A 20,643-nucleotide genomic window follows, 5' to 3' on the forward strand; every position below is an offset into this window, starting at 1 on the left:
CGCCGGGTCAAAACGCTCGCTTATGACTCTACCGCAAAAAACGGAGGTTATTGAGCACCCTGGCGAGATAAAGTCTACAACGAGATTGGAAACTTACAAGTATGATGTGAGGCGCTTCTGTAAAAAAACAGCGATTTATACATAATTTCTAACAATTAGCTTGGTAGTATTGTCGCGGCAAAAAGCCTTAAAAACCTGCTAAACCATTGTCACAGCTCGAACTAACAGAATAAGTGGTTTAGCGACGACAGATAAGAAAAATAGCTTGGGAAACTTCTTATTTTTACTTAATGAAACAAATCCGACTGAATTTTTATCGCAGTTTGCGGTCTGAGAGGCGCTTCCGATGTCCCGCTTGCCCGCAAAATCAAACCCAGCGCTTCACCCTCTGCCGCCGCATTTTCAAGTTGACGCCGTTCATCTTCGTCAAGGTCATAAGGAATCCATGCCAGAACGACACTGTAATTTCCTGTCCGTAATGCTTTGACCATCGCTTCCACCGCGTTCAGACGTTCAGAATCTGCGATATGCATGCTTTTATCCAGAGGTAATCCTGATGCCTGCATCCAGGTGCGATTCAGTTTATGTGCCGGTGTTAACCACAGCTGCCAGCGTGATTGCTGACTCAGCTGCTGCAATAATGGCAACAGTAGCATCTGCATCATACCGGGCTGCTCGCTGTAGCGTAACTCAGTAATTCCACCCCCCAGAGAGGCCGGAACGGAAGAGGACGCGTAATGATGAGCATAGCGTGCATTATTAGGATGTTGTGTTCGCATAAGTTAATCACCAGCAGTGGACTGTATGAATATACAGTACTGTCATCCTGGATAAAGATCAACCCAAATTTCTGAAAACGCCTCGCAAAAACGCAACAAGATTAGTGGAAGCCGTATTTATTCGTTGAACCGGCTGACGCTTTTTTTTATCTTCTAATTGCCTGATACCCAAGGTAATTTATGAAGTGTTTCTTACATGGAGGTGATGCAGTGAAAAAGGTGAATCCGGTTGTAGAGCGCTCAAGAGCGCATCTGGCCCCATTGGGACCGATAGAGTCCCGCACCCAGTTTGGGGGATATGCTCTGGCTGTTGAAAGTGTGGTTTTTGCGTTAATCAATAAAGACGATCTCTATTTGCGTGCCAGTGAACCCCTGCGCGAATACATTACCGAAAGTCCGTTGCAGCCCCTGGTTTTCCGCAAGCGTGGCAAACTGGTCAGCCTTAACTACTTTCGGGTTGATGACGCGTTATGGCGCGACCCTGATCATCTTCTGGCGCTTTCAGCCGCCTCTCTGGAAACGGCGCAACTGGAGTTACAGGACAGGCAGGCCTCTCCGCGGCTAAAAGATTTGCCCAATCTCAGCGTACGCATGGAGATGATGCTCTACGAGGCGGGTGTGATGAGCGTCAATCATCTTTATCAGATGGGGGCCAAGCAGTGCTGGCTGAAGTTAAAAGCCATCAACCAGCACGTTGGCTTTCAGACACTGCTGGCGCTGCAGGGGGCGATTACGGGCCACCATGCAGCCGCCCTGCCGCAGGCAACCCGTGCCGAGCTGAATGCATGGTTCCAGCGCACTCTTTTATCAAACCCAAACCTCAGAAGCAGTAAGAGTTAGTCAGTAATGAGCGTGCGGCGCAGGCGTGCCACATCGGGCATTAACGCTACCAGCAGACCGAGTTGCTGGAGCACCAGCGGCGCACGCGTATCCGCATCTGTGGCGAGCTGGCTGATTCGCTGAGTCAGTTGCTGGCGCATCGTTTCAACATGTTCATCGCTGACCACATCCGTCTGAAGCACATCCTCAACATAGCAAACTGTATCATCCAGCAATGCCAGCAGGTCGGGCGCGTCAATTTTATCGCGGTGAGCGCCCAGCGCGGAAATGTAACTCAGAAAGGAGTGATTGGAGCAAAGCAACTGAAAAGCCGATTCACGCAGCTTCTGGCTGGTGCGGCTTTCACTGCTCATGTTGGAGACGACTGACGCCAGTTCGGCATCTGCATTATGTGCGTCACGGCGTGCAATACGGTAGGCAAGCCGGTTATCTTTGCCCTGATGATATTGTTCCATGATCGCATCCAGATAGCGGCAGTTCGCCTTCAGGGTTCGTTCCGCGACCGCCGGAAGCTGACGAAAGCGCCAGTCAGGCCAGATAAATGCGACAGCCAGCCAGGCCAGACCACAGCCAAGTAAGGTATCGACCACCCGGGGCAGGGCGACCTCAAACCCTTCACCCAACAGGTTAAAGCAAAGCAGCACCAGCAGCGTGATAAACAGCGTAGCCTGCGCATACTGCACCTGCCTGAAAGCGAAGAACAGCACGCCGGTAATGACAATCAGGATTAACTGCCCTTCAATGGAGGGCACCAGCCATAAAACGGGCAAACCAATTGCAATCCCCGCCAGCGTTCCGCCGATGCGCAAGGCCAGGCGTCGCTGCGTTGCGTTATAGTTGGGCTGGCAGACAAACAGACTGGTCAGCAGAATCCAGTAGCCCCGCTCCAGTCCGGTAATCTGAATAAAGCCATAGCCAATACAGAGCACCACTGACATACGAACCGCATGCCGGAACAGTGCCGACGAGGGAGAAAGATGACGACTAAAGCGCAGCCGGATATCACTCCAGCCACTCAATCCTTCGCGTGACAGCAGATTGTCACTGTGCTGAGGATCTTCACCGGCCAGCGTCTGCTCTGACTCGATGGACGCGAGCTGTGCGTCAATGGCGCGCAGGTTGCGCAGCAGCCAGAACAGTGCGCGGGTATGCGTCGCTTCCGGCTCACGCTGCTCAAGCCGTTCAATCGCTTTCTGCAATCGTTCGAAGGCGCGCTCAAAGCGGCTGTCATGCACCCATCTTTCCCGCATCAGGATGCAGTGTGCCAGCTGGCGACAGGCCTGAGCCTGCATATTCAGCAGGCGCTGAAAGCGAAACAGAATTTCGTTGTAGCGCCAGTCGCCGCGCAGCAGGTGATATTGCAGATGGGAAGAGCTGGCGCGTTCATGAATATCCTGCGCCACAAAGTAGTAGTGCAGACTGCGGCGGGTGCCGCGCGATCCGCGATCGCCGCGCAGACGGCTCTGCAGCGTGGTTTTGGTCAGATTGAGCTGTGCCACTAACTGGCTGTTCACCATCGCTGCATCGATAAACGCAGCATCATCCTGCTCGCCCGCATCGGGATCGAACAGGTTCGCCTTGGCATCAAGGTAGCGTGCCAGTTGTGAAAAACTTCCCGCCAGCTGTTCCTGTACCGGCCGAACCGGGAACATCAGATGACCCAGCAAGGTCAGCAGGTTATACCAGAGTGCGCCGACCAGCAGCAGTATCGGCTGCGTAGTCCACTGGCTGAAGAGCCCGATACCAAGCATGGTATAGACCGCTATCAGCAGCGCACCGAAGGCGATGGTGGCGTAGCGCTGACCCAGGGCACCCAGCAGAATGAAGCCCCAGGTTGATATCGCCAGCCCGATAATAAAGGCAAAAGGATAAGGAAACAGTAACTCTACTGAAACCGAGGCGATGCAGAAGCAGAGCAGGGTAATCAGCAGGTTTTTCAGACGACCAGCCAGCCGATCGTCAAGATCGGCCAGCGCAGCCGCGACCACCCCCAGCGTCAGGGGAATTGTCCATTCAATCTGGTGCAGCCACCAGGGGATAGCCGCGCAGCCACTTAGCGCAAACAGGATCCGCAGCAGATAGCGCCAGGTGCTGTTAAACAGATATTTGCGCCAGCCCGGCACGGCATCTGACATCGTATTAATAGCGGCGGGCATTGGCTTCGCGTGCCGCACGCGCCTCTTCTACTGACACGACCCGGCGCCCAACCGGCCAGAGCGCGATGGCGGCGATCTTAAAGTTCGCAATTCCCACCGGAATACCGATGATGCTGATGCACTGCACAATCCCTACGGAGATATGCGAAAGACAGAGCCACCAGCCGAAGAAAATCAGCCAGAAAATATTCAGAAAGGTCCCGCCGGTATTCATAATGTGGCTCTTACTTTCAGGACGCAGCACATCAACATGCACCGCCTCGTTGCCAAACGGCAGCAGCGAAAGTTTGGTGATTTCCCAGCAGGAGCGGGTCAGCGGCAGGGTAAAAATCAGCACGATGCTGATTAACGTGGCAAACAGCCAGCTTAAGGTGGTGAAAAAGCCGCCAAGAACAAAATTAAGGATATTTAAAACGGTGCGCATGATCTTCTTTTCCTTTTGCATTCCGCAAGATGTGACGCCAAGTTTAGCCTGTTTTAAGGCTGGAGCGCCAAGGGTCTGACAGGTAAACTCCCCCTAATCCTATTCTCTGACGTTGGTGTCGGCGTGGAACTGAAAGCTACCTCAATGGGCAAACGGCTTGCCCAGCATCCTTATAATCGTGTTCGTCTGCTGGCGGCGGGTGTCGAAGTCAGTGGTGACAGGCATGAGTATCTGATCCCCTTCAACCAGTTACTGGATATCGCCTGCAAGCGCGGGCTGGTGTGGGGCGAGCTGGAATTTTTGCTGGCCGATGAAAAAGTGGTCCGGCTGCACGGCACGGAATGGCAGGAAACTCAGCGCTTTCACCACTACCTGATGCAGGCCTGGCAGAACTGGAGCCTGGAGATGAGCGCGGTGTGCTGTGAGGTACTGCAGGCGCTACGCGACGAAATCGGGGCATTTAGCGCGCAGGATCGCTGGCTGAACCGTCACGAGCTTCAGGCGCTGAAAACTAAAATTCTCAGGCAGTTCGATGCGTTGCCGATGCCGCTCACCCGCCTGAACGCGTTTGATGACTGTCGTGCTAACCTGGCATTTTGCCAGCACTGGCTGGAGCAGGGCGAGGCGGCCTTGCGGCAGCGAAACCGCGACTGGACGGCCGCTATGCTCACCCGCTATGAGGTCTTTTTCGCCAGCGTTGAGAGCGCGCCACTCAATCAATCGCAATGCGAGGCCGTGGTCAATGGCGAGGATTCACTGCTGGTGCTGGCGGGGGCAGGCAGCGGTAAAACGTCGGTGCTGGTGGCCCGTGCAGGCTGGTTAATGCAGCGCAAGCTGGCCAGCGCCAGTCAAATCCTGCTGCTGGCATTTGGCCGCCAGGCTGCTGAAGAGATGAATGAACGCATCCAGTCCCGGCTCTCCGCGGGTGATATCCAGGCACGGACGTTCCATTCCCTGGCGCTGCATATTATTCGTGAAGGCAGCAATAAACAGCCAGTGATTAGCAAGCTGGAAGGCGATGCTGATGCGCGTCGCACGCTGCTGCTCAGGGAGTGGCGGCAACAGTGCCAGGAGAAAAAAGCGATGGCAAATGGCTGGCGTCAGTGGCTGCGTGACGAACTGGAGTGGGATTTGCCCGAAGGACCATTCTGGGAGGATGAGAAGCTGGCAAACCGGCTGGCGTCACGTCTGGAGCGCTGGCTCGGTCTGATGCGTATGCACGGTGGCGCGCAGGCGGCCATGATCGCAGATGTCCCCGACGAAATAAGGGACCTGTTCAGTAAGCGTATCAAACTGATGGCACCGTTGCTGAAAGCGTGGAAGAGCGCATTAAAAGAGGAGGGCGCGGTCGATTTCTCAGGTCTGATTGCTCAGGCGATTGCCATTCTGGAAAAAGGGCGATTTATCAGCCCGTGGAAACACATTCTGGTGGATGAGTTTCAGGATATCTCGCCGCAGCGTGCCGCGTTGCTCACCGCATTACGCCAGCAGAATAAGCGCACCGCGCTGTTTGCTGTCGGCGACGACTGGCAGGCTATTTACCGCTTCAGCGGCGCAGAGATGACTCTGACCACGGCGTTTCATCACTATTTTGGTGAGGGCGACCAGTGTGTGCTGGACACAACCTACCGCTTTAACGATCGCATTGGCGACATTGCCAACCGGTTCATTCAGCAGAATCCGCAGCAGCTGGCAAAACCGCTGAACAGCGTCACCAAAGGGAACAAAAAGTCGATTTCACTGCTGGGGGAGGATCAGCTGGAAGCGCTGCTGAACAAACTCAGCGGTTACGCAAAGCCTGAAGAGCGGATTCTGCTGCTGGGGCGCTATCACTATCTGCGACCGGATTTACTGGATAAAGCCAGAACCCGCTGGCCGAAGCTCAGACTGGACTTTATGACAATCCATGCCAGTAAAGGCCAGCAGGCGGATTACGTTATTCTGCTGGGTTTACAGCAGGGCAAAGAGGGCTTCCCGGCTGAAGTACAAGAGTCGATAATTGAACAGGGTTTGTTACCGCAGCCTGAAGCGTTTCCTGATGCGGAAGAGCGCCGTCTGGCCTATGTGGCGCTGACGCGTGCGCGTCAGCAGGTCTTTCTGATGTTCGATAAAGCCGCGCCGTCACCGTTTGTCGATCACTTCCGTGACCTGGGCGTTCCCGTGCTGCGTAAAGCCTGAGCTATTTCAGACGATCGGCCAGATAGCGCGGATAGTCAGGAATCATGATTTCAACGTTTTGCGCAAACAGTGGCGACTGAATAATAAAATCAGCAGTGGAACGGTTCGTGGCTACCGGGATATTCCAGACGGTAGCCAGACGCAGCAGCGCTTTCACATCCGGATCGTGCGGCACGGCGTTGAGCGGATCCCAGAAAAAAATCAGTGCATCAATTTTCCCTTCTGAAATCAGCGCGCCTACCTGCTGATCGCCGCCCATCGGGCCGCTCAGCATGGCTGTCACATTCAGGCCGGTATCACGATTAATCAGATTTCCGGTCGTGCCGGTCGCATAGAGGATGTGTGATTCAAGTGCGGGCTGGTTTTGTTTCACCCAGTCAAGCAGGGCAGCTTTGCAGTGGTCATGGGCAACCAGCGCGATATGTTTTGTTGTGCCAAGGGTACGAAAAGTCTGTTCCATAAAGGCGTCCTGATAAGGCTCATGCGCAAGAAGAGAAAGCACGAGTTTACCTCTGGCCTTTCAACACTATCAACTCGTACGTAGCATTTTGACCAGTGTCAGAAATTGCTGACGCGTGGCTTCGTCGAAGCGATGAAACCAGCGATGCAGTGAGGGCAGTTCGGCCTGCGTAGTCCAGTCCAGATCGGCGGTAAGCCCGACAGAAGAGGGTTTAGCAGAAGCGGAATTTGCAAACCGGGGCACAGAGGCAACCTGACGGGTGAGATTATAATTCAGCATTGCTTTTTCCATATCCGCTGTCGCGGTGGTCGGCAGGTGGTCACGCACGCTGGTGATCTCATTGCCTTTTTCATCCACCAGCTGAAAGTTCAGACTGCGGTCAAAATGATAACGCTCGCGTTTTGTCTCCAGCGCCGGTAACCGAATGGTGATGGTTTTGGCTACGGCAGTAAAGGTGACGATCATCGGTGCAGACTGGTAATAGAGGGCGCTCTCTTTCTGACCTTTGTGCTGCTGCTCTACCCGAAACAGAAACTGATGCTGACCGCGATCCAGTTCTAAGCTGTCTGCGCCTTTAAGGAGCGAGCCTGAAATTTTTCGACCATCCAGCACCAGCAGATCGATATGCGGATCGAGCTTTAATGTGATGGCAGAACAGGACGCCGAAACGAGGAGCATAATGACCCCCGTTACAGCCAGCGACAGCTTCATTTCAACTCCGGTAACTGATGACACAAAGGATGATGTGTAGCAAATTTTTACATTATGGCAGTTAATTTACATTTAAACATATTTATTCGTGCGCAGGTTCAATTAATTTCGCCGGGGACTTAGCCGTTAAAGGATGCACCAAACTACACTCAACACTGGCCTGAAAGGAGATAAAGATGAACGACCAGACAATTCGCGATGTGCTGACGCGTACCCAACGTATCGCCCTGGTGGGAGCAAGTGATCGCCCCGACCGTCCCAGTTACGGTGTGATGAAATATCTGCTTGATCAGGGATATGACGTGATCCCGGTCAGCCCGAAACTGGCAGGAAAAACCCTGCTTGGGCAGCAGGCGTACGCCAGCCTGGCGGATGTGCCGGGCAACATCGATATGGTGGATGTTTTTCGCAATTCTGAAGCCGCATGGGGCGTGGCGCAGGAAGCTATTGCCGCAGGGGCAAAAACATTATGGCTACAGCTGGGTGTGATTAATGAGCAGGCGGCGGTACTGGCACAGGATGCGGGCATGACAGTGATTATGGACCGCTGTCCAAAGATTGAGATTCCGCGTCTGGGGATAACGCGCTAATCAGATGAATGTGGCGGCAGAGCGTGCCGCCACAGATTAATGCCGCAGATGAGGGGCCTGAAGTTGCTGACGCACTGACGCCGCCAGCTCATCCATTGAAGGCTGCTCGGGATGTTCAATGCTGGTTTCACCGGAAAGCTGAATCTCAGCAACATAGGTATGCACCTGATCGCCTTCCTCATCTTCCATCACTACATGATACCAGGGTGCCGTGCGCATCTTCTCTTCCGCACCAACCTCTTCAATTTTTGGCTCATCTAACGAGTATTCCGGATCGACATCGACGATAACGCCCAGTACGCCGGACAAACGATGACGAACCTGCTGACCAATACCAAATTTACTGGCAATCATAGTGACCTCCGAAAATAAGCTCTCTTACCAATATGGGGGCAGGAGCTGATTTTTCAAGTCACATGACGCGGCAGGCGAACCCTTTCAGATAGAGACCTTCCGGGTAGCTGGCGATGACCGGATGATCCGCTGCCTGACGGAACTGTTCAATAAACTGTACTTCGCGGCCCGCATCCAGTGCGGCATCGGCGATGATCTTCTGGAACAGCTCGGTGGCCATCAGGCCGGAACAGGAGAAGGTCAGCAACACGCCGCCCGGGTTCAGGAGCTGAATGGCGAGCATATTAATGTCTTTGTAGCCGCGACACGCGCCCATTAACTGGCTTTTGTTTTCGACGAACTTGGGCGGATCCATAATGATCAGATCAAATTTCTCGCCGCTGTCACGATAACGGCGCAGCAGTTTGAACACATCATCACGCTCAAAGCGGGCGCGGGAAAGATCCAGCTCATTCAGTTCCACGTTCTGACGGGCAACGTCCAGCGCCTCCTGCGAGGTATCGACGCTGATCACTTCTTTACAGCCGCCCATCAGCGCAGAAACAGCGAATCCGCCGGTATAAGAGAAACAGTTCAGCACGCGTGCATCCTGTGCGTAACGACGCGTGGCGAGGCGACTGTCGCGCTGATCAAGGTAATAGCCGGTTTTGTGACCGCCCTGAATATCAACCAGCAGCTTCATGCCATGTTCAGTAATCGGCAGCAGAGGCGGGGGCAGTTCACCAGTGACGGTGCCCTGAGTCAGCTCAAGACCCTCTTTCTTACGCACTGCGACATCAGACCGGTCATAGATGGCACAGCCAGGGAAGCACTGTTGCAGAGCAGTAATGATCGCCGCACGCTGATATTCCGCGCCTGCTGAAAGCAGCTGCAGGACTAAAAAATTGCCAAAGCGATCGATGGTAATGCCGGGTAAACCATCCGACTCACCGGCGATCAGACGATAGCTGTCCAGACCATCGCGGGCCGCCAGCCATTTGCGCCACTGCTGCGCCTGTTCAAAACGGCGGACAAAGAAGGCGATATCGATGGATTCATCGGCCTGCCAGCTCCAGACGCGGGCGCGAATCTGCGACTCGGGTGAATAAGCGGCGCGAGCCAGCCATTTACCGTTGCTGTCACACACGTCAAGGGTTTCACCCAGTTGCGCTTTCCCTTCCAGACGCGCAACCGCACCTGAAAAGACCCATGGATGGCGACGGAGCAGGGACTTTTCACGTCCCTTTGCGAGAATCAATCTGACTGTCATAGTTTGCTATGCTTACCTGAAAAAATGAGGCGCCATTGTCCGGTGGATAACGGGAAATTGCAACGAACAGCAACAGGAGAGAATAATGTCAGCAGCCTGTTTTAAAGCATGGGTTCATGGCCGCGTCCAGGGCGTCGGGTTTCGTTATAGCACGCAGGCTGAAGCGAGGACGCTGGGCGTGCAGGGTTACGCACGAAATCTCGATGACGGCAGCGTAGAGGTACTGGCCTGGGGTGAGGCGGAGCAGGTTGACGCGCTGATCGCGTGGCTTAAAGCGGGCGGGCCACGCAGCGCGCGCGTGGATAATGTGCTGGTGGAGCCGCACCAGCCCGCAGAGCCGCCCCGCAATTTCACCACCGGTTAATTACAGACATTTCGCCGGTTTTGGCAGTCCGGCGATTTTTGTCGCCTGTTTAGCGGGCCCTTCAGGGAACAGGCGAAACAGATAGCGACTGTTGCCTTTCTCTTCCCCATACTTCTGCGCCATCGCCTTTACCAGCATCCGCACGGCGGGCGACGTATTAAATTCCAGATAAAATGCACGCACAAAATGGACCACTTCCCAGTGTGCCCCGGTCATGGTAAGGCCTTCCCGTTCCGCAATGTGCGCCGCCAGCGCTTCACTCCAGTCGGCAGGATGCTTCAGATAACCTTCGGCATCGACGGCGATTTCGTTACCGTTAAAATTCACGTGACTTCCTCTCAGTAAATGACGGCGCAGTTTATCAAACCTGGCGGGCAGTAAAAGCAAAAACCCCGCCGAAGCGGGGTTTAACAGACGGACAGTCACGGCTGTTAGTTACTGCGGGCAAATCCCAGCAGGCTCAGCAGGCTGACAAAGATGTTATACAGCGACACATAAAGGCTGACCGTTGCCCGGATGTAGTTGGTCTCGCCACCGTGAATGATGTTGCTGGTTTCCCACAAAATCGCACCGGCCGAGAACAGAATAAACAGGGCGCTGATAGCCAGATGTAATGCAGGCAGCTGCAGGAAGATATTCGCAACCACCGCAACCAGCAGTACGACAAAGCCTGCCATCATCATGCCGCCCAGGAACGACATATCACGACGGGTAGTCAGCACGTAGGCAGAACAGCAGAAGAACACCAGCGCCGTGCCGCCCAGTGCCAGCGCGATCACATCGCCCATACCTGCGGTTAAGTAGGCACTCAGGATAGGACCCAGGCAATATCCCAGGAAGCCGGTGAAAGCAAAAGCGGCCAGAATACCCATCGGGCTGTTCGCCAGACGGTAGGTTAAAAACATTAAGCCATAAAAGCCGACCAGCATCAGAATCAAGCCAGGCGCGGGCAGGGCCAGAAGCGTGCTGGCCGTTGCCGTCGCGGCGGAAAAGGCCAGGGTCAGACCCAGCAGAAAATAGGTATTGCGCAGAACGCGGTGCGTTGACAGCAGTGAGGACTGCGATGAGGTGACAATTCTTTCCATGTTGCGCTCCTTTAAGCAGAACACTAATCAGCAGAACGGTAAAATATGTGCCGAGAATACGCAGGCCATTAATGAGGGAAAAGGCGTTTTACCCTTCTTTACGCGCTAATCTGCTAATTGTTTGAGCAGAGTGGCGATTTTCACAGCGAAAAATCACAATCTGACTGTTTTTCAGGCGAATAGACAGATAGACGCTTTACATCGCTAAACGGGATGTTTATAGTGCGCGTCATTGCGGAGGGGTGGCCGAGCGGCTTAAGGCAGCGGTCTTGAAAACCGCCGATGGGAAACCATCCGAGAGTTCGAATCTCTCCTCCTCCGCCACTTTATCTGCCACGGGAAATAACCGGGTAATAAAGTGGCAAAATCTCTTCTGATGATTTTGCCAGTGCAGTACAGTTTCAAAACGGAGGGGTGGCCGAGCGGCTTAAGGCAGCGGTCTTGAAAACCGCCGATGGGAAACCATCCGAGAGTTCGAATCTCTCCTCCTCCGCCACATTTTACAGGCCAGCACTCAGTGCTGGCCTGTTTCGTTTCTGCCATTCCTGTTTCTTCAGCCAATCTGAAAACTGTCCGTCTGTGTCTGTGACACAACGCTGCGCATTCATCTGTCCGATGCATCTCTGCTATAGTCCACTCACCGTTTTTGCAAACATCTGGCGCTTTTCTGAGGCGAGCTGAGTTACACTGTTAATCACATCGCTCTGAGGCGAGCTAATCGATTGATAGCCAGAGTGTTTCTTTACTGAATGAATGGAATAGGCACAATGATCAAGAAACTGAGTCTTTGCGCATTGTCAGTGCTCGCTGCATTGCCGGTCGGAACGGCAGCATTTGCTGCTGATGGTGATATGCAGCTGCAACAGGTGCTGATGTTGAGTCGTCACAATCTGCGTGCGCCGCTGGCCGATAATGGCAGTGTGCTGGAGCAGTCGACCAAAAAAAGCTGGCCGCAGTGGGATGTTCCCGGTGGACAGCTGACCACTAAAGGTGGCGTGCTGGAAGTCTACATGGGTAACTACACCCGTCAGTGGCTGGCACAGCAGGGCCTCGTGAAGAACGGCAGCTGCCCTGACAGCAATAACGTCTTTGTTTACGCGAACAGCCTGCAGCGCACGGTTGCGACCGCGCAGTTCTTCGTCAATGGCGCTTTCCCTGGCTGTGACGTCGCTGTCACGCATCAGGATGAAATGGGCTCCATGGATCCTATCTTCAATCCGGTCATCACCGATGACAGTGACGCATTCAACAAGAAAGCGCTGGCCGCCATGACCGCCGCAAATGAAAAACTCACGCTGAAGCCTGCCTTCCAGCGCCTGGAAAAGATGATTGACTACAAAGCGTCGCCTGCCTGCAACAATAAAAAGCAGTGCGATCTCAGCAGTGGTCAGAACACCTTCAGCGCTGAAAATGGCAAAGAACCGAATGTCAGCGGTCCGCTGAAAGTGGGTAATTCCCTGATTGATGCGTTCACTCTGCAATATTACGAAGGTTTCCCGCTGGATCAGGTGGCGTGGGGCCAGATTAAAACGCCTGAACAGTGGAAAGAGCTGTCAGCCATCAAGAATGGCTATCAGGATGCGCTGTTCACCAGCCCGGATGTTTCCCGTGAAGTGGCGGCACCGCTGGTGGATTACATCCGCAGTCAGTTAGTGGATCAGGATAAAGCAAACGCGCCTAAAATCACGCTGATGGTAGGACATGACTCAAACATCGCCTCGCTGCTGAGCGCGTTGCAGGTCAAACCTTATGAGCTGCCCGATACCTACGAGAAAACGCCTATTGGCGGTCAGGTTGTTTTCGAACGCTGGCATGATGCGAAAAACGACAAAGACCTGCTTAAAGTTGAGTACGTTTATCAGAGCGCCGATCAACTGCGCAATGCAGACGTGCTGAGCCTGAAAAACCCGCCGAAGCGCGTTACGCTTCAGCTGGCTGGCTGTGAAACCGATGCAAACGGCTATTGCAGCTGGGATAAGTTCTCTCAGATGCTGAATGCTGCGCTCCAGGGCACACCAATGCAGCCTGCTGCGGCCCCACAACCGGCAACGGCTGCACAGAGTGACGAGGACAGCGCGAAAGCCGCCGCGACTCAGGATGCAGCAGCGGATAAAGCTGAAGCAGATAAAGCGAACGCAGCCAAAGAGAAATCTGACGCAGATAACGCCGCCGCTGAGAAATCAGACGCGGACAAAGCGGCCGCTGAAAAAGCGAAGGCCGATAAAGCCGCAGCCGATAAAGCGGCGGCAGAAAAGGCAAAAGCTGAGAAAGCGGCCGCTGAAAAAGCAAAAGCCGAGAAAGCCGCAGCCGATAAAGCCGCCGCTGAAAAAGCAAAAGCGGACAAAGCTGCAGCTGACAAAGCAGCGGCTGAGAAAGCAAAAGCAGACAACGCAGCAGCGGAATCAGCCAGTAATACTAAAGCCACGGCTGACAAAACGAATGCCGCGAACGCGACCGCGCACACTGACACATCAGCATCAGCGGCGACAGCAACCCAGTAATTTTGCCGTCCGGCTGAGACGAAAAAACCCCGTGAAAACGGGGTTTTTTTATGGCGGGCTGGCGATTATCCCGCCACAACCACCAGTTTCTGATTCGCAAACTCTTTGATGCCCAAATCAGAAAGCTCACGCCCATAGCCTGAACGTTTTACACCACCAAAAGGCAGCTCCGCAGAGGTATCACTCTGGGAGTTGATAAACACCATGCCGGTTTCGATGGCGGAGGCCAGTTTGCGACCACGTACAATGTCGCGGGTCCAGACCGACCCCCCCAGTCCGTAGTGCGAGTCGTTCGCCAGCGCCACAGCGGCCTGATCGTCACCCACAACATAGACCTGCGCAACCGGGCCAAAGAATTCCTGATAATAAGCAGGGTTATCCGGTGTGATGCCAGTGAGAATCGTGGGCGGATAGTAGCAGCCTGCACCCTCAACAGCTTTGCCGCCCGTGACCAGTTTTGCGCCACTGGCGACGGCTTCGTCTACCTGTTTTACCAGGCGATCGCGCGCGTCAGCGGAGGAGAGCGGGCCAAGGGTCGTCTTCTCATCCAGCGGATCGCCCAGCGTGGCGGAACTCAGTGCGGCGCTGAACTGGCTGATAAAGCGGTCGGCAATCTTCTCATGCAGGATGAAGCGTTTTGCGGCGGTACAGACCTGGCCGCAGTTGCTAAGACGCGCCTGCACACCCTGACGAACCGCTTCATCGAGATCGGCATCGTCCAGCACCACAAACACATCATTGCCGCCCAGTTCCAGCGTCGACTTCTTGAGGTGCTTACCGGCCTGCTCAGCCACGGCGCTGCCTGCGCGCTCGGAACCGGTCAGGGCAACACCCTGAACCCGGTCATCAGCAATCAGATCGGCAACCTGATCGGTTGAGATGAACAGATTAGTCCAGGCCCCTTCAGGCGCACCCGCTTCACGCACCAGCTTTTCGAAGATGTCGGCACAATGCGGCACGATATTGGCATGTTTTGCCAGCACCGGGTTACCCAGCGCCAGGTTAGGAGCCAGCACGCGCATCAGTTGATAGTAAGGAAAGTTCCACGGCTCTACGGCCACTAAAACGCCAATCGGGTGATACTCAACCCAGGCTTCACCCAGTTCGCTGGGATAGGACTGTGGCTGCAGAATACGTTCCGCATTCTCTGCGTAATAACGGGCAATCTGGGAACAGATTTTCACTTCACCGCGGCTCTGACCAATCAGTTTACCCATTTCTTTACTGGCGATGGTGGCCAGCTCTTCCGCACGGCTATCAATCAGGTCAGCCAGTTTCTTCAGTACCTGCAGACGTGGCTGGATGTCACCTTTGCTCCATGAAGAATGGAACAGGCGATCGGCGACGTCCAGGGCATGACTGACGGCGGCCTCATCGTGCGGCGGCCAGCTTTTCAGCAACTGGTTATTGGCGGGATTAATGCTTTGATAGGAAGACATAGCGTACTCCTTGGTGAGCTAAAAAATTGAGGGCGGGAAAGTCCCGCCCCTGAATCAGACGTTCTTACGTTCTACGGGCTTGTCATCCCAGGTCAGGAGATCTTTATCGGTTTTTTCAAAGGCGCGGATCAGCACGTCATCACTGCCTTGCTGCCGCCAGATCTCTTCTGCCAGTCTCTCGTCGTAATTCGCCACTTCGAAAATGGCTTCGGCAATTTCAGGGGAGGTATGACGCAGACTTGCCCATTCGCCAACGTGGTGTGCTTTCGATTGTTCAGTAGACATACTTTTCTCCTTTGTTTAAATCAGTCCTGCAGTTTGACGGTCAGTCCGGCAACGTGTTCACCCTGAAAACGGGCAATATTCAGTTCCGCTTCTGTCGGCTGACGCGAACCATCGCCGCCCGCCAGCGTGGTCGCACCATAAGGCGTACCCCCGCGAACCTCAGAAATATCAAACAGCTCTTTGGTGCCGTAGCCGATTGGCACAATCACCATGCCGTGATGTGCCAGCGTGGTCCAGACCGAGGTAATCGTCTGCTCCTGACCGCCGCCAGTGCCGGTTGAGGTAAAGACGCTGGCAACCTTGCCAGACAGGGCACCTGACGCCCAGAGACCGCCGGTGCGATCCCAGAACGTCCGCATCTGTCCGGACATGTTGCCAAAGCGGGTCGGGGTGCCGACGATTATCGCGTCATAGTCAGGCAGTACTTCAGGCGTCGCTTCTGCTGCCTGCTGGTTGGTTTTGCCGCCCACCTGTGCAAAGCGATCGGCCTCCATCGTTTCTGGTACCCGCAGGATATCCACTTCCGCGCCGGGAACCCGACGCGCGCCTTCAGCAACTGCGTTCGCCATCGTTTCAACATGTCCGTACATCGAGTAGTAGAGCACCAGAATCTTGGCCATTGATCTCTCCAGGTGGTTTTGACGTCCAGAAAAAGTATAGAAGAGCTTTCGTTTTACGCAGGCGATACAGACGTTGCAGCGAATGCGTCGGGCAATAAATCCACAGCTAATCGGTTGTAAGCTGGCAGAATGTTCGTTGTTTAATCAAATTGCTGGTGATTAGTCTGTTGCTAAATGTGACTGTCGGGCGAGTAAAAGGAGAATCTGGCTATTATTTAAGCATGGGTTGGATTCAGGCTTCATGCCGTCAGCTCTCTGCTACTTCATTCTTATTTATCGCACTACGCGACAGGAGCAAATCATGACAACACATCGTGGAGGTTCAGGAAATTTTGCTGAGAACCGTGAACGCGCCGCAGAAGCGGGGCGTAAAGGGGGAAAAAACAGCGGCGGTAATTTCAAAAATGATCCGCAGCGCGCTGCCCGTGCTGGTGAGAAGGGCGGGCGCAGTAGCCCTAAAAAAGCGGACGCATAACCCCACTCTGCCGCCGGCTGAGGCTGGCGGTTATCGTCGTTGCTTTTCCCCCTCGCTCTCCCCACAATGTCGTCCGGACACATTATCAGGTGAATTATGTCGGACACACGCCGTGGTTTAACCCTGCGCCTGACGCGGCAGGAGCTGGTATTAATTTTTATAACCATGATCTGGGGCGGCACCTTTCTGGTGGTGCATCGTGCGATGCAGCACTCAGGGCCGTTCTTCTTTGTGGGGCTTCGTTTTGCCACCGCCGCGCTGCTGCTGGCGCTCTTTTTCCGCCGCTATCTGGCAGGCATGACCTGGCTGGAAGTGAAAGCGGGCGCGCTGATTGGCCTGTCGATCGCCGGAGGCTATGGCCTGCAGACCTGGGGAATGCAGACCATCTCCAGCAGTCAGTCCGCTTTTCTCACCGCGCTCTATGTTCCGGTCGTGCCGCTGCTGCAGTGGCTGTTTTTGCGTCGTCCACCGGGTTTAATGTCCTGGCTGGGGATTGTGCTGGCGTTTACCGGCTTGCTGCTGGTGGCGGGGCCGCAGGATGGCCGCATCAGTCTTAACGCCGGTGAAATAGCCACGCTACTGAGCACTCTGGCGATTGCCGCCGAGATCATCTTAATCAGTCGGTATGCCGGGCAGGTCGATGTACGCCGTGTGACCCTGATCCAGCTGGCGGTGGCGTCACTGTGTGCTTTTGCGCTGATGATCCCTGATGGCGAAACGGTGCCCGTGATCTCAACGCCACTGCTGCTCAGCGCGCTGGGGCTGGGCGCTGCCAGTGCTCTGATTCAGGTCACCATGAACTGGGCGCAACGCAGCGTTTCGCCAACCCGCGCTACGGTGATTTATGCCGGGGAACCGGTCTGGGCGGGCGTGGTAGGACGTATTGCCGGTGAGCGCCTGCCTGCACTGGCGTTGCTGGGCGGCGGGCTGATCGTCTGCGGGGTCATCGTCAGTGAGCTGCGACTGAAACGGAAAAAAGCGGTGCAGCCTGCTGCCACACCGCTGGAGTAGTTAACCCTGCTGTCGCGCCAGCGGCTTATCCTGCTGCGCCGCACTGCGTCGGCGCAGAATGGCATTGAGGATAATCGCGCCAAAGGTAGCAGTACCGATACCGCCCAGGGTGAAAGAGCCGATTTTCAGTGCGAAATCCCCTGCGCCGAGAACCAAGGTGGTAGCCACCATAATCAGGTTACTGTTCTGACCTAAATCGACATGGTTCTGCACCCAGATGCGTGCGCCTGCCACCGCAATCAGCCCAAAAACCACAATGGATGCACCGCCGATCACCGGGGCCGGAATGGTGTGGATCAGCGCACCAAACTTCGGTGAGAAACCGGCCAGAATGGCGATAACCGCCGCGGCAACAAACGCCAGCGTCGAGTAAACCTTCGTAACCGCCATCACTCCGATGTTTTCAGCATAGGTCGTTACACCGCTACCCCCGATTGAACCGGAGAGAATGGTGGCCAGGCCATCGCCAGCAAAAGCCCGTCCCATATAAGGGTCAAGATTGCGGCCGGTCATGCCCGCCACCGCTTTCAGATGCCCCAGGTTTTCCGCCACCAGAATGATTGCTACCGGGGCGATCAGCACCATCGCCTGCAGATCAAAGGTCGGTGCGGTGGTGTGCGGCAGGCCAAACCACGCTGCCTGTGACAGCAGCGTAAAATCCACCGGCTTGCCCAGCCCCATAACGTTGGTCAGCAGTGCATAGATGGCCCAGGCCATAATCAGGCCCACCAGAATCAGCAGACGCTGTACCATCCCGCGGGTAAACACCGCGACGAGACCGATACAGAGTACGGTCATCACCGCAACCCAGCTGTCGAATGAAGACGCAGAGACGCTGTGAACCGCAATCGGTGCCAGATTCAGTCCAATTGCCATCACCACCGCGCCGGTCACCACTGGCGGCATCAGGTTTTCGATCCAGCGCGTGCCCGCCTTCATCACCACCAGCCCAATCAGCGTGTAGAGCAGGCCGCAGGCGATAACCCCGCCCAGCGCCACGCTAAGGTTTGGATTCAGCCCCTGACCGCTGAAGCCGGTCACCGCAATCACCACGCCCACAAAAGCGGCGCTCGACCCGAGATAGCTGGGCACCCTGCCGCCGGTAATAAAGAAGAACAGCAGGGTCCCGATACCGGAGACCAGAATCGCCAGATTGGGATCCAGCCCCATCAGCAGCGGCATCAGCACCGTTGCGCCAAACATTGCCACTGCATGCTGCAACCCCAGCACCAGCGTCTGCCCCAGCGGCAGCGTCTCATCCGGGGCGATAATGCCGTTTTCTGTCAGTGCCGACTTCTTTTGCCATTGCGGAAACCAGGATTGTGCCATCGTCTACTCCAGAGCGTGAGGAATGCCGGTAAGTTTCAGGGAAGAGTTAACAGGCATCCTGCCGCAACAGGGGATGGTATCCCCGGTCAAACCATACAAGGCCGTGAGTGTCATCATTGCGCACTAAGCCCACGACTTCGCAGAACAGGGTGTCATGCGTACCGACGCTGACAATCTGCGTGATGCGACAGTCAAAAGAGGCAACCGCGCCGCTCAGTACCGGCGAGCCGGTTACGGCCGTTGACCACTCAGCCGCAATGAAACGATCGGCCATGGGCGTTTTTCCGCCGAATAGATTAGAGAGTGCTTCGTGTCCCGCTGCCAGCGTATTGACGCAAAGCTGCATATTTTCACGGAACACCGGATAAACCGAGGCAGAGCGGTTAAGGCAGACCAGCAGCGTCGGCGGCGAATCCGTGACGCTGCACACCGCCGAGGCGGTAAAGCCTGCGCGACCGGCCGGGCCTTCAGTGGTGATGATGTTGACCGCTGCGCCCAGTCGTGACATCGCTTGGCGAAACGCCGTTTTCTCAACGGCAGGGGTAAGGGTATCCAGGCTCATCGTCTTCTCCGTTAAGGGGCTATCCGGCGACGCGCTGCAGCGGCCGCACGTCATCAGTTTCATCCAGCCACTGCAACAGCAGGGCAGTAAAGTTTTCGGGGTCGGTGACGCTCATGGCATGACCGCCCCAGGCCATCATTTTTTCAGTGGCGTTGGGCAGGGCTGCGGCCAGATCCGCAGAGCAGTGCCACGGCACCAGCAGATCGTCCTGGCTGGCGATCACCAGCACCGGCTGCGGAATGGCAGCCGCCCGTGCGCTGAAGTCGGCGCTCATCAGGGCGTGCAGTCGCCGCATCAGGTTTTCCATCCCCTGAAAATGCGTCACGTGGTGGCTATCTTCCTGCTCCAGCCGCGTCTGATGCTGTGCCATCCACTCAGCAGGATAAAGAAACAGCGGCTGGGCACGGACAAATGCCTCAACGCCGACGTTGAGCAGCAGATCCTGCCGCACCTGAAAACAGCGCCGGGTATGAGGATTCAGCGTCAGCCAGCCATTGATCACCACGATCCGCGCGATCCGATCCGGATAATCCAGCGCCAGCTGCATCCCGATCAGCCCGCCCAGCGCGTGGCCGATCAGGCTGAAACGCAGGATGCCGTGCTGCGCCAGTGCGTCAGCCAGTTCCGCTGCCATCATCGCCATGCTGTAGCCTTCCGGTAAGCTGTCCGCGCTGCGTCCGGTGCCGCGCTGGTCATAGAGCACCACCCGATAGCGTGCCGTCAGCGCCGCCAGCTGTGGCTGCCAGAAACCGGCCACGCCGCCCAGCCCGGAAGAGAGCACCAGCGTGGGTGCCTCGGGGTTTTGCAGGCCCAGAATATCCAGCTGCATCAGACCTCCGGTTTGCCGATGTGCGCCACACTGGCGATTTCAATCAGCGCATCAGGCTTGACCAGCCCACACTGAATGCAGAAACGGGCAGGCTTGTCACCGGGGAAGTAGTCGGCGTAAACCTGATTCACGGCGGCGTAATTCGACCAGTCGGTGATGAAGATTGAGTTAAATGTCACATCGTTCATGCTGCCACCGGCGGTCTCAATCACCTTTTTAATGGTTTCCAGCACGTGGCGGGTCTGTGCGGCGGCATCACCCACATGCACCACGTTGTTGTCAGCATCAAACGGCAGCGTACCCGAGACATAGACCACGCCATCCGCCAGCGTGCCGGGGACAAACGGGGCAATGGGGGTGGTAGTGCCTGGTGGCACAATGATACTTTTCGGCATAGCGACA

The 20,643-nt window shown here is 55.5% G+C and carries 23 protein-coding genes and 2 tRNA genes; 9 read left to right on the plus strand and 16 right to left on the minus strand.

What is annotated here, in order from left to right:
* Positions 1-287 precede the first annotated feature (287 nt).
* The gene (gene sulA, locus N5J69_RS15030; protein ID WP_279771376.1) at positions 288-779 is read right to left on the minus strand and encodes an SOS-induced cell division inhibitor SulA; all 492 of its coding nucleotides are present in this window, start codon (positions 777-779) and stop codon (positions 288-290) included.
* A 210-nt stretch (positions 780-989) separates the two neighbouring features.
* Between sulA and N5J69_RS15035 the strand changes: the two genes are divergently transcribed.
* Positions 990-1,619 carry a TfoX/Sxy family DNA transformation protein gene (locus tag N5J69_RS15035; protein ID WP_279771377.1) on the plus strand — a complete coding sequence of 210 codons (630 nt, stop codon included), beginning with the start codon at positions 990-992 and terminating at the stop codon, positions 1,617-1,619.
* Here N5J69_RS15035 and yccS read toward each other — a convergent pair.
* Together yccS and N5J69_RS15045 are read right to left on the minus strand one after the other, a co-directional pair.
* Complete coding sequence (yccS, locus tag N5J69_RS15040; RefSeq protein ID WP_279771379.1) at positions 1,616-3,775, minus strand: YccS family putative transporter; 2,160 nt, start codon at positions 3,773-3,775, stop codon at positions 1,616-1,618. The genes N5J69_RS15035 and yccS overlap by 4 nt on opposite strands.
* Positions 3,759-4,199 (minus strand): YccF domain-containing protein, encoded by a 441-nt coding sequence (locus tag N5J69_RS15045; RefSeq protein ID WP_279771380.1) that lies wholly within the window; start codon positions 4,197-4,199, stop codon positions 3,759-3,761. Before N5J69_RS15045 ends, yccS begins: the two co-directional genes overlap by 17 nt.
* Positions 4,200-4,322: 123 nt before the next feature.
* On the opposite strand from N5J69_RS15045, the gene helD reads away from it, so the two are divergent.
* Positions 4,323-6,377 (plus strand): DNA helicase IV, encoded by a 2,055-nt coding sequence (gene helD, locus N5J69_RS15050; protein ID WP_279771381.1) that lies wholly within the window; start codon positions 4,323-4,325, stop codon positions 6,375-6,377.
* Between the two features lies 1 nt (position 6,378).
* Here the strand turns inward: helD and mgsA are convergent, their stop codons facing one another.
* Both mgsA and N5J69_RS15060 read right to left on the minus strand, forming a co-directional pair.
* The gene (gene mgsA / locus N5J69_RS15055) at positions 6,379-6,837 is read right to left on the minus strand and encodes a methylglyoxal synthase (RefSeq protein ID WP_279771382.1); all 459 of its coding nucleotides are present in this window, start codon (positions 6,835-6,837) and stop codon (positions 6,379-6,381) included.
* Between the two features lie 69 nt (positions 6,838-6,906).
* Positions 6,907-7,548: a DUF2057 family protein gene (locus tag N5J69_RS15060; protein ID WP_279771383.1), complete on the minus strand. Its 642-nt coding sequence runs from the start codon at positions 7,546-7,548 to the stop codon at positions 6,907-6,909.
* A gap of 176 nt (positions 7,549-7,724) precedes the next feature.
* Here N5J69_RS15060 and N5J69_RS15065 point away from each other — a divergent pair, with 176 nt between their 5' ends.
* Positions 7,725-8,138: a CoA-binding protein gene (locus N5J69_RS15065; protein ID WP_279771384.1), complete on the plus strand. Its 414-nt coding sequence runs from the start codon at positions 7,725-7,727 to the stop codon at positions 8,136-8,138.
* 36 nt (positions 8,139-8,174) lie between these two features.
* On the opposite strand, the gene hspQ is transcribed toward N5J69_RS15065, so the two are convergent.
* Together hspQ and rlmI are read right to left on the minus strand one after the other, a co-directional pair.
* Entirely contained in the window at positions 8,175-8,492 is a 318-nt protein-coding gene (gene hspQ / locus N5J69_RS15070; RefSeq protein ID WP_013357363.1) for a heat shock protein HspQ, read from the minus strand.
* A 58-nt stretch (positions 8,493-8,550) separates the two neighbouring features.
* On the minus strand, positions 8,551-9,741 hold the full coding sequence (gene rlmI, locus N5J69_RS15075) for a 23S rRNA (cytosine(1962)-C(5))-methyltransferase RlmI (RefSeq protein ID WP_279771385.1): 1,191 nt from the start codon (positions 9,739-9,741) through the stop codon (positions 8,551-8,553).
* A gap of 85 nt (positions 9,742-9,826) precedes the next feature.
* Between rlmI and yccX the strand changes: the two genes are divergently transcribed.
* Positions 9,827-10,105, plus strand: a complete 279-nt coding sequence (gene yccX, locus N5J69_RS15080; protein ID WP_279771386.1) for an acylphosphatase — start codon at positions 9,827-9,829, stop codon at positions 10,103-10,105.
* Here the strand turns inward: yccX and N5J69_RS15085 are convergent, their stop codons facing one another.
* Entirely contained in the window at positions 10,106-10,432 is a 327-nt protein-coding gene (locus tag N5J69_RS15085; RefSeq protein WP_279771387.1) for a TusE/DsrC/DsvC family sulfur relay protein, read from the minus strand.
* A gap of 104 nt (positions 10,433-10,536) precedes the next feature.
* Positions 10,537-11,190 (minus strand): FtsH protease modulator YccA, encoded by a 654-nt coding sequence (gene yccA, locus N5J69_RS15090; protein WP_279771388.1) that lies wholly within the window; start codon positions 11,188-11,190, stop codon positions 10,537-10,539.
* A gap of 236 nt (positions 11,191-11,426) precedes the next feature.
* Here yccA and N5J69_RS15095 point away from each other — a divergent pair.
* The 3 genes from N5J69_RS15095 (at position 11,427) to agp (ending at position 13,691) form a co-directional block, all read left to right on the plus strand.
* Positions 11,427-11,514 (plus strand) — tRNA-Ser (locus N5J69_RS15095).
* An 84-nt stretch (positions 11,515-11,598) separates the two neighbouring features.
* Positions 11,599-11,686: transfer RNA gene (locus N5J69_RS15100), tRNA-Ser, on the plus strand.
* Between the two features lie 271 nt (positions 11,687-11,957).
* Entirely contained in the window at positions 11,958-13,691 is a 1,734-nt protein-coding gene (gene agp, locus N5J69_RS15105) for a bifunctional glucose-1-phosphatase/inositol phosphatase (protein ID WP_279771389.1), read from the plus strand.
* A gap of 65 nt (positions 13,692-13,756) precedes the next feature.
* On the opposite strand, the gene N5J69_RS15110 is transcribed toward agp, so the two are convergent.
* The 3 genes from N5J69_RS15110 to wrbA are packed head-to-tail and all read right to left on the minus strand — an operon-like array spanning position 13,757 to position 16,035.
* Positions 13,757-15,130, minus strand: a complete 1,374-nt coding sequence (locus N5J69_RS15110; protein ID WP_279771392.1) for an NAD-dependent succinate-semialdehyde dehydrogenase — start codon at positions 15,128-15,130, stop codon at positions 13,757-13,759.
* 54 nt (positions 15,131-15,184) lie between these two features.
* Positions 15,185-15,415: a YccJ family protein gene (locus N5J69_RS15115; RefSeq protein WP_003850006.1), complete on the minus strand. Its 231-nt coding sequence runs from the start codon at positions 15,413-15,415 to the stop codon at positions 15,185-15,187.
* A 20-nt stretch (positions 15,416-15,435) separates the two neighbouring features.
* A complete protein-coding gene (gene wrbA, locus N5J69_RS15120; RefSeq protein ID WP_279771393.1) occupies positions 15,436-16,035 on the minus strand; it encodes an NAD(P)H:quinone oxidoreductase in 600 nt (199 codons plus the stop codon).
* A gap of 301 nt (positions 16,036-16,336) precedes the next feature.
* On the opposite strand from wrbA, the gene N5J69_RS15125 reads away from it, so the two are divergent.
* Together N5J69_RS15125 and N5J69_RS15130 are read left to right on the plus strand one after the other, a co-directional pair.
* Positions 16,337-16,510, plus strand: a complete 174-nt coding sequence (locus N5J69_RS15125) for a general stress protein (RefSeq protein WP_013357370.1) — start codon at positions 16,337-16,339, stop codon at positions 16,508-16,510.
* Positions 16,511-16,606: 96 nt separating this feature from the next.
* On the plus strand, positions 16,607-17,521 hold the full coding sequence (locus N5J69_RS15130; protein ID WP_279771395.1) for a DMT family transporter: 915 nt from the start codon (positions 16,607-16,609) through the stop codon (positions 17,519-17,521).
* On the opposite strand, the gene rutG is transcribed toward N5J69_RS15130, so the two are convergent.
* From rutG to rutC, 4 genes are read right to left on the minus strand one after another with little or no spacing between them, the layout of a single operon-like run.
* Positions 17,522-18,850 carry a pyrimidine utilization transport protein G gene (gene rutG, locus N5J69_RS15135; protein WP_279771397.1) on the minus strand — a complete coding sequence of 443 codons (1,329 nt, stop codon included), beginning with the start codon at positions 18,848-18,850 and terminating at the stop codon, positions 17,522-17,524. It abuts the gene before it with no gap.
* 46 nt (positions 18,851-18,896) lie between these two features.
* A complete protein-coding gene (gene rutF / locus N5J69_RS15140) occupies positions 18,897-19,412 on the minus strand; it encodes an NADH-dependent FMN reductase RutF (protein ID WP_279771399.1) in 516 nt (171 codons plus the stop codon).
* A gap of 19 nt (positions 19,413-19,431) precedes the next feature.
* On the minus strand, positions 19,432-20,241 hold the full coding sequence (rutD, locus tag N5J69_RS15145; RefSeq protein ID WP_279771401.1) for a pyrimidine utilization protein D: 810 nt from the start codon (positions 20,239-20,241) through the stop codon (positions 19,432-19,434).
* The gene (gene rutC / locus N5J69_RS15150) at positions 20,241-20,636 is read right to left on the minus strand and encodes a pyrimidine utilization protein C (RefSeq protein WP_279771403.1); all 396 of its coding nucleotides are present in this window, start codon (positions 20,634-20,636) and stop codon (positions 20,241-20,243) included. The genes rutD and rutC overlap by 1 nt, the downstream gene beginning before the upstream one ends.
* Positions 20,637-20,643 lie beyond the last annotated feature (7 nt).

Origin of the sequence: Pantoea sp. GD03673 (genome assembly GCF_029844725.1) — a bacterium.
In the GTDB taxonomy this organism is placed as follows: Bacteria; Pseudomonadota; Gammaproteobacteria; order Enterobacterales; family Enterobacteriaceae; genus Pantoea.

What these genes read in the sequence shown, in the direction of transcription:
- yccX (WP_279771386.1), top strand. Translation starts at nt 9,827, where the DNA reads ATGTCAGCAGCCTGTTTTAAAGCATGGGTTCATGGCCGCGTCCAGGGC.
- N5J69_RS15125 (WP_013357370.1), top strand. Translation starts at nt 16,337, where the DNA reads ATGACAACACATCGTGGAGGTTCAGGAAATTTTGCTGAGAACCGTGAA.
- N5J69_RS15045 (WP_279771380.1), bottom strand. Translation starts at nt 4,199, where the DNA reads ATGCGCACCGTTTTAAATATCCTTAATTTTGTTCTTGGCGGCTTTTTC.
- rutC (WP_279771403.1), bottom strand. Translation starts at nt 20,636, where the DNA reads ATGCCGAAAAGTATCATTGTGCCACCAGGCACTACCACCCCCATTGCC.
- rutF (WP_279771399.1), bottom strand. Translation starts at nt 19,412, where the DNA reads ATGAGCCTGGATACCCTTACCCCTGCCGTTGAGAAAACGGCGTTTCGC.
- yccS (WP_279771379.1), bottom strand. Translation starts at nt 3,775, where the DNA reads ATGCCCGCCGCTATTAATACGATGTCAGATGCCGTGCCGGGCTGGCGC.
- rlmI (WP_279771385.1), bottom strand. Translation starts at nt 9,741, where the DNA reads ATGACAGTCAGATTGATTCTCGCAAAGGGACGTGAAAAGTCCCTGCTC.
- rutD (WP_279771401.1), bottom strand. Translation starts at nt 20,241, where the DNA reads ATGCAGCTGGATATTCTGGGCCTGCAAAACCCCGAGGCACCCACGCTG.
- N5J69_RS15110 (WP_279771392.1), bottom strand. Translation starts at nt 15,130, where the DNA reads ATGTCTTCCTATCAAAGCATTAATCCCGCCAATAACCAGTTGCTGAAA.
- yccA (WP_279771388.1), bottom strand. Translation starts at nt 11,190, where the DNA reads ATGGAAAGAATTGTCACCTCATCGCAGTCCTCACTGCTGTCAACGCAC.
- sulA (WP_279771376.1), bottom strand. Translation starts at nt 779, where the DNA reads ATGCGAACACAACATCCTAATAATGCACGCTATGCTCATCATTACGCG.
- rutG (WP_279771397.1), bottom strand. Translation starts at nt 18,850, where the DNA reads ATGGCACAATCCTGGTTTCCGCAATGGCAAAAGAAGTCGGCACTGACA.
- wrbA (WP_279771393.1), bottom strand. Translation starts at nt 16,035, where the DNA reads ATGGCCAAGATTCTGGTGCTCTACTACTCGATGTACGGACATGTTGAA.
- N5J69_RS15115 (WP_003850006.1), bottom strand. Translation starts at nt 15,415, where the DNA reads ATGTCTACTGAACAATCGAAAGCACACCACGTTGGCGAATGGGCAAGT.
- hspQ (WP_013357363.1), bottom strand. Translation starts at nt 8,492, where the DNA reads ATGATTGCCAGTAAATTTGGTATTGGTCAGCAGGTTCGTCATCGTTTG.
- mgsA (WP_279771382.1), bottom strand. Translation starts at nt 6,837, where the DNA reads ATGGAACAGACTTTTCGTACCCTTGGCACAACAAAACATATCGCGCTG.
- N5J69_RS15130 (WP_279771395.1), top strand. Translation starts at nt 16,607, where the DNA reads ATGTCGGACACACGCCGTGGTTTAACCCTGCGCCTGACGCGGCAGGAG.
- N5J69_RS15060 (WP_279771383.1), bottom strand. Translation starts at nt 7,548, where the DNA reads ATGAAGCTGTCGCTGGCTGTAACGGGGGTCATTATGCTCCTCGTTTCG.
- agp (WP_279771389.1), top strand. Translation starts at nt 11,958, where the DNA reads ATGATCAAGAAACTGAGTCTTTGCGCATTGTCAGTGCTCGCTGCATTG.
- N5J69_RS15065 (WP_279771384.1), top strand. Translation starts at nt 7,725, where the DNA reads ATGAACGACCAGACAATTCGCGATGTGCTGACGCGTACCCAACGTATC.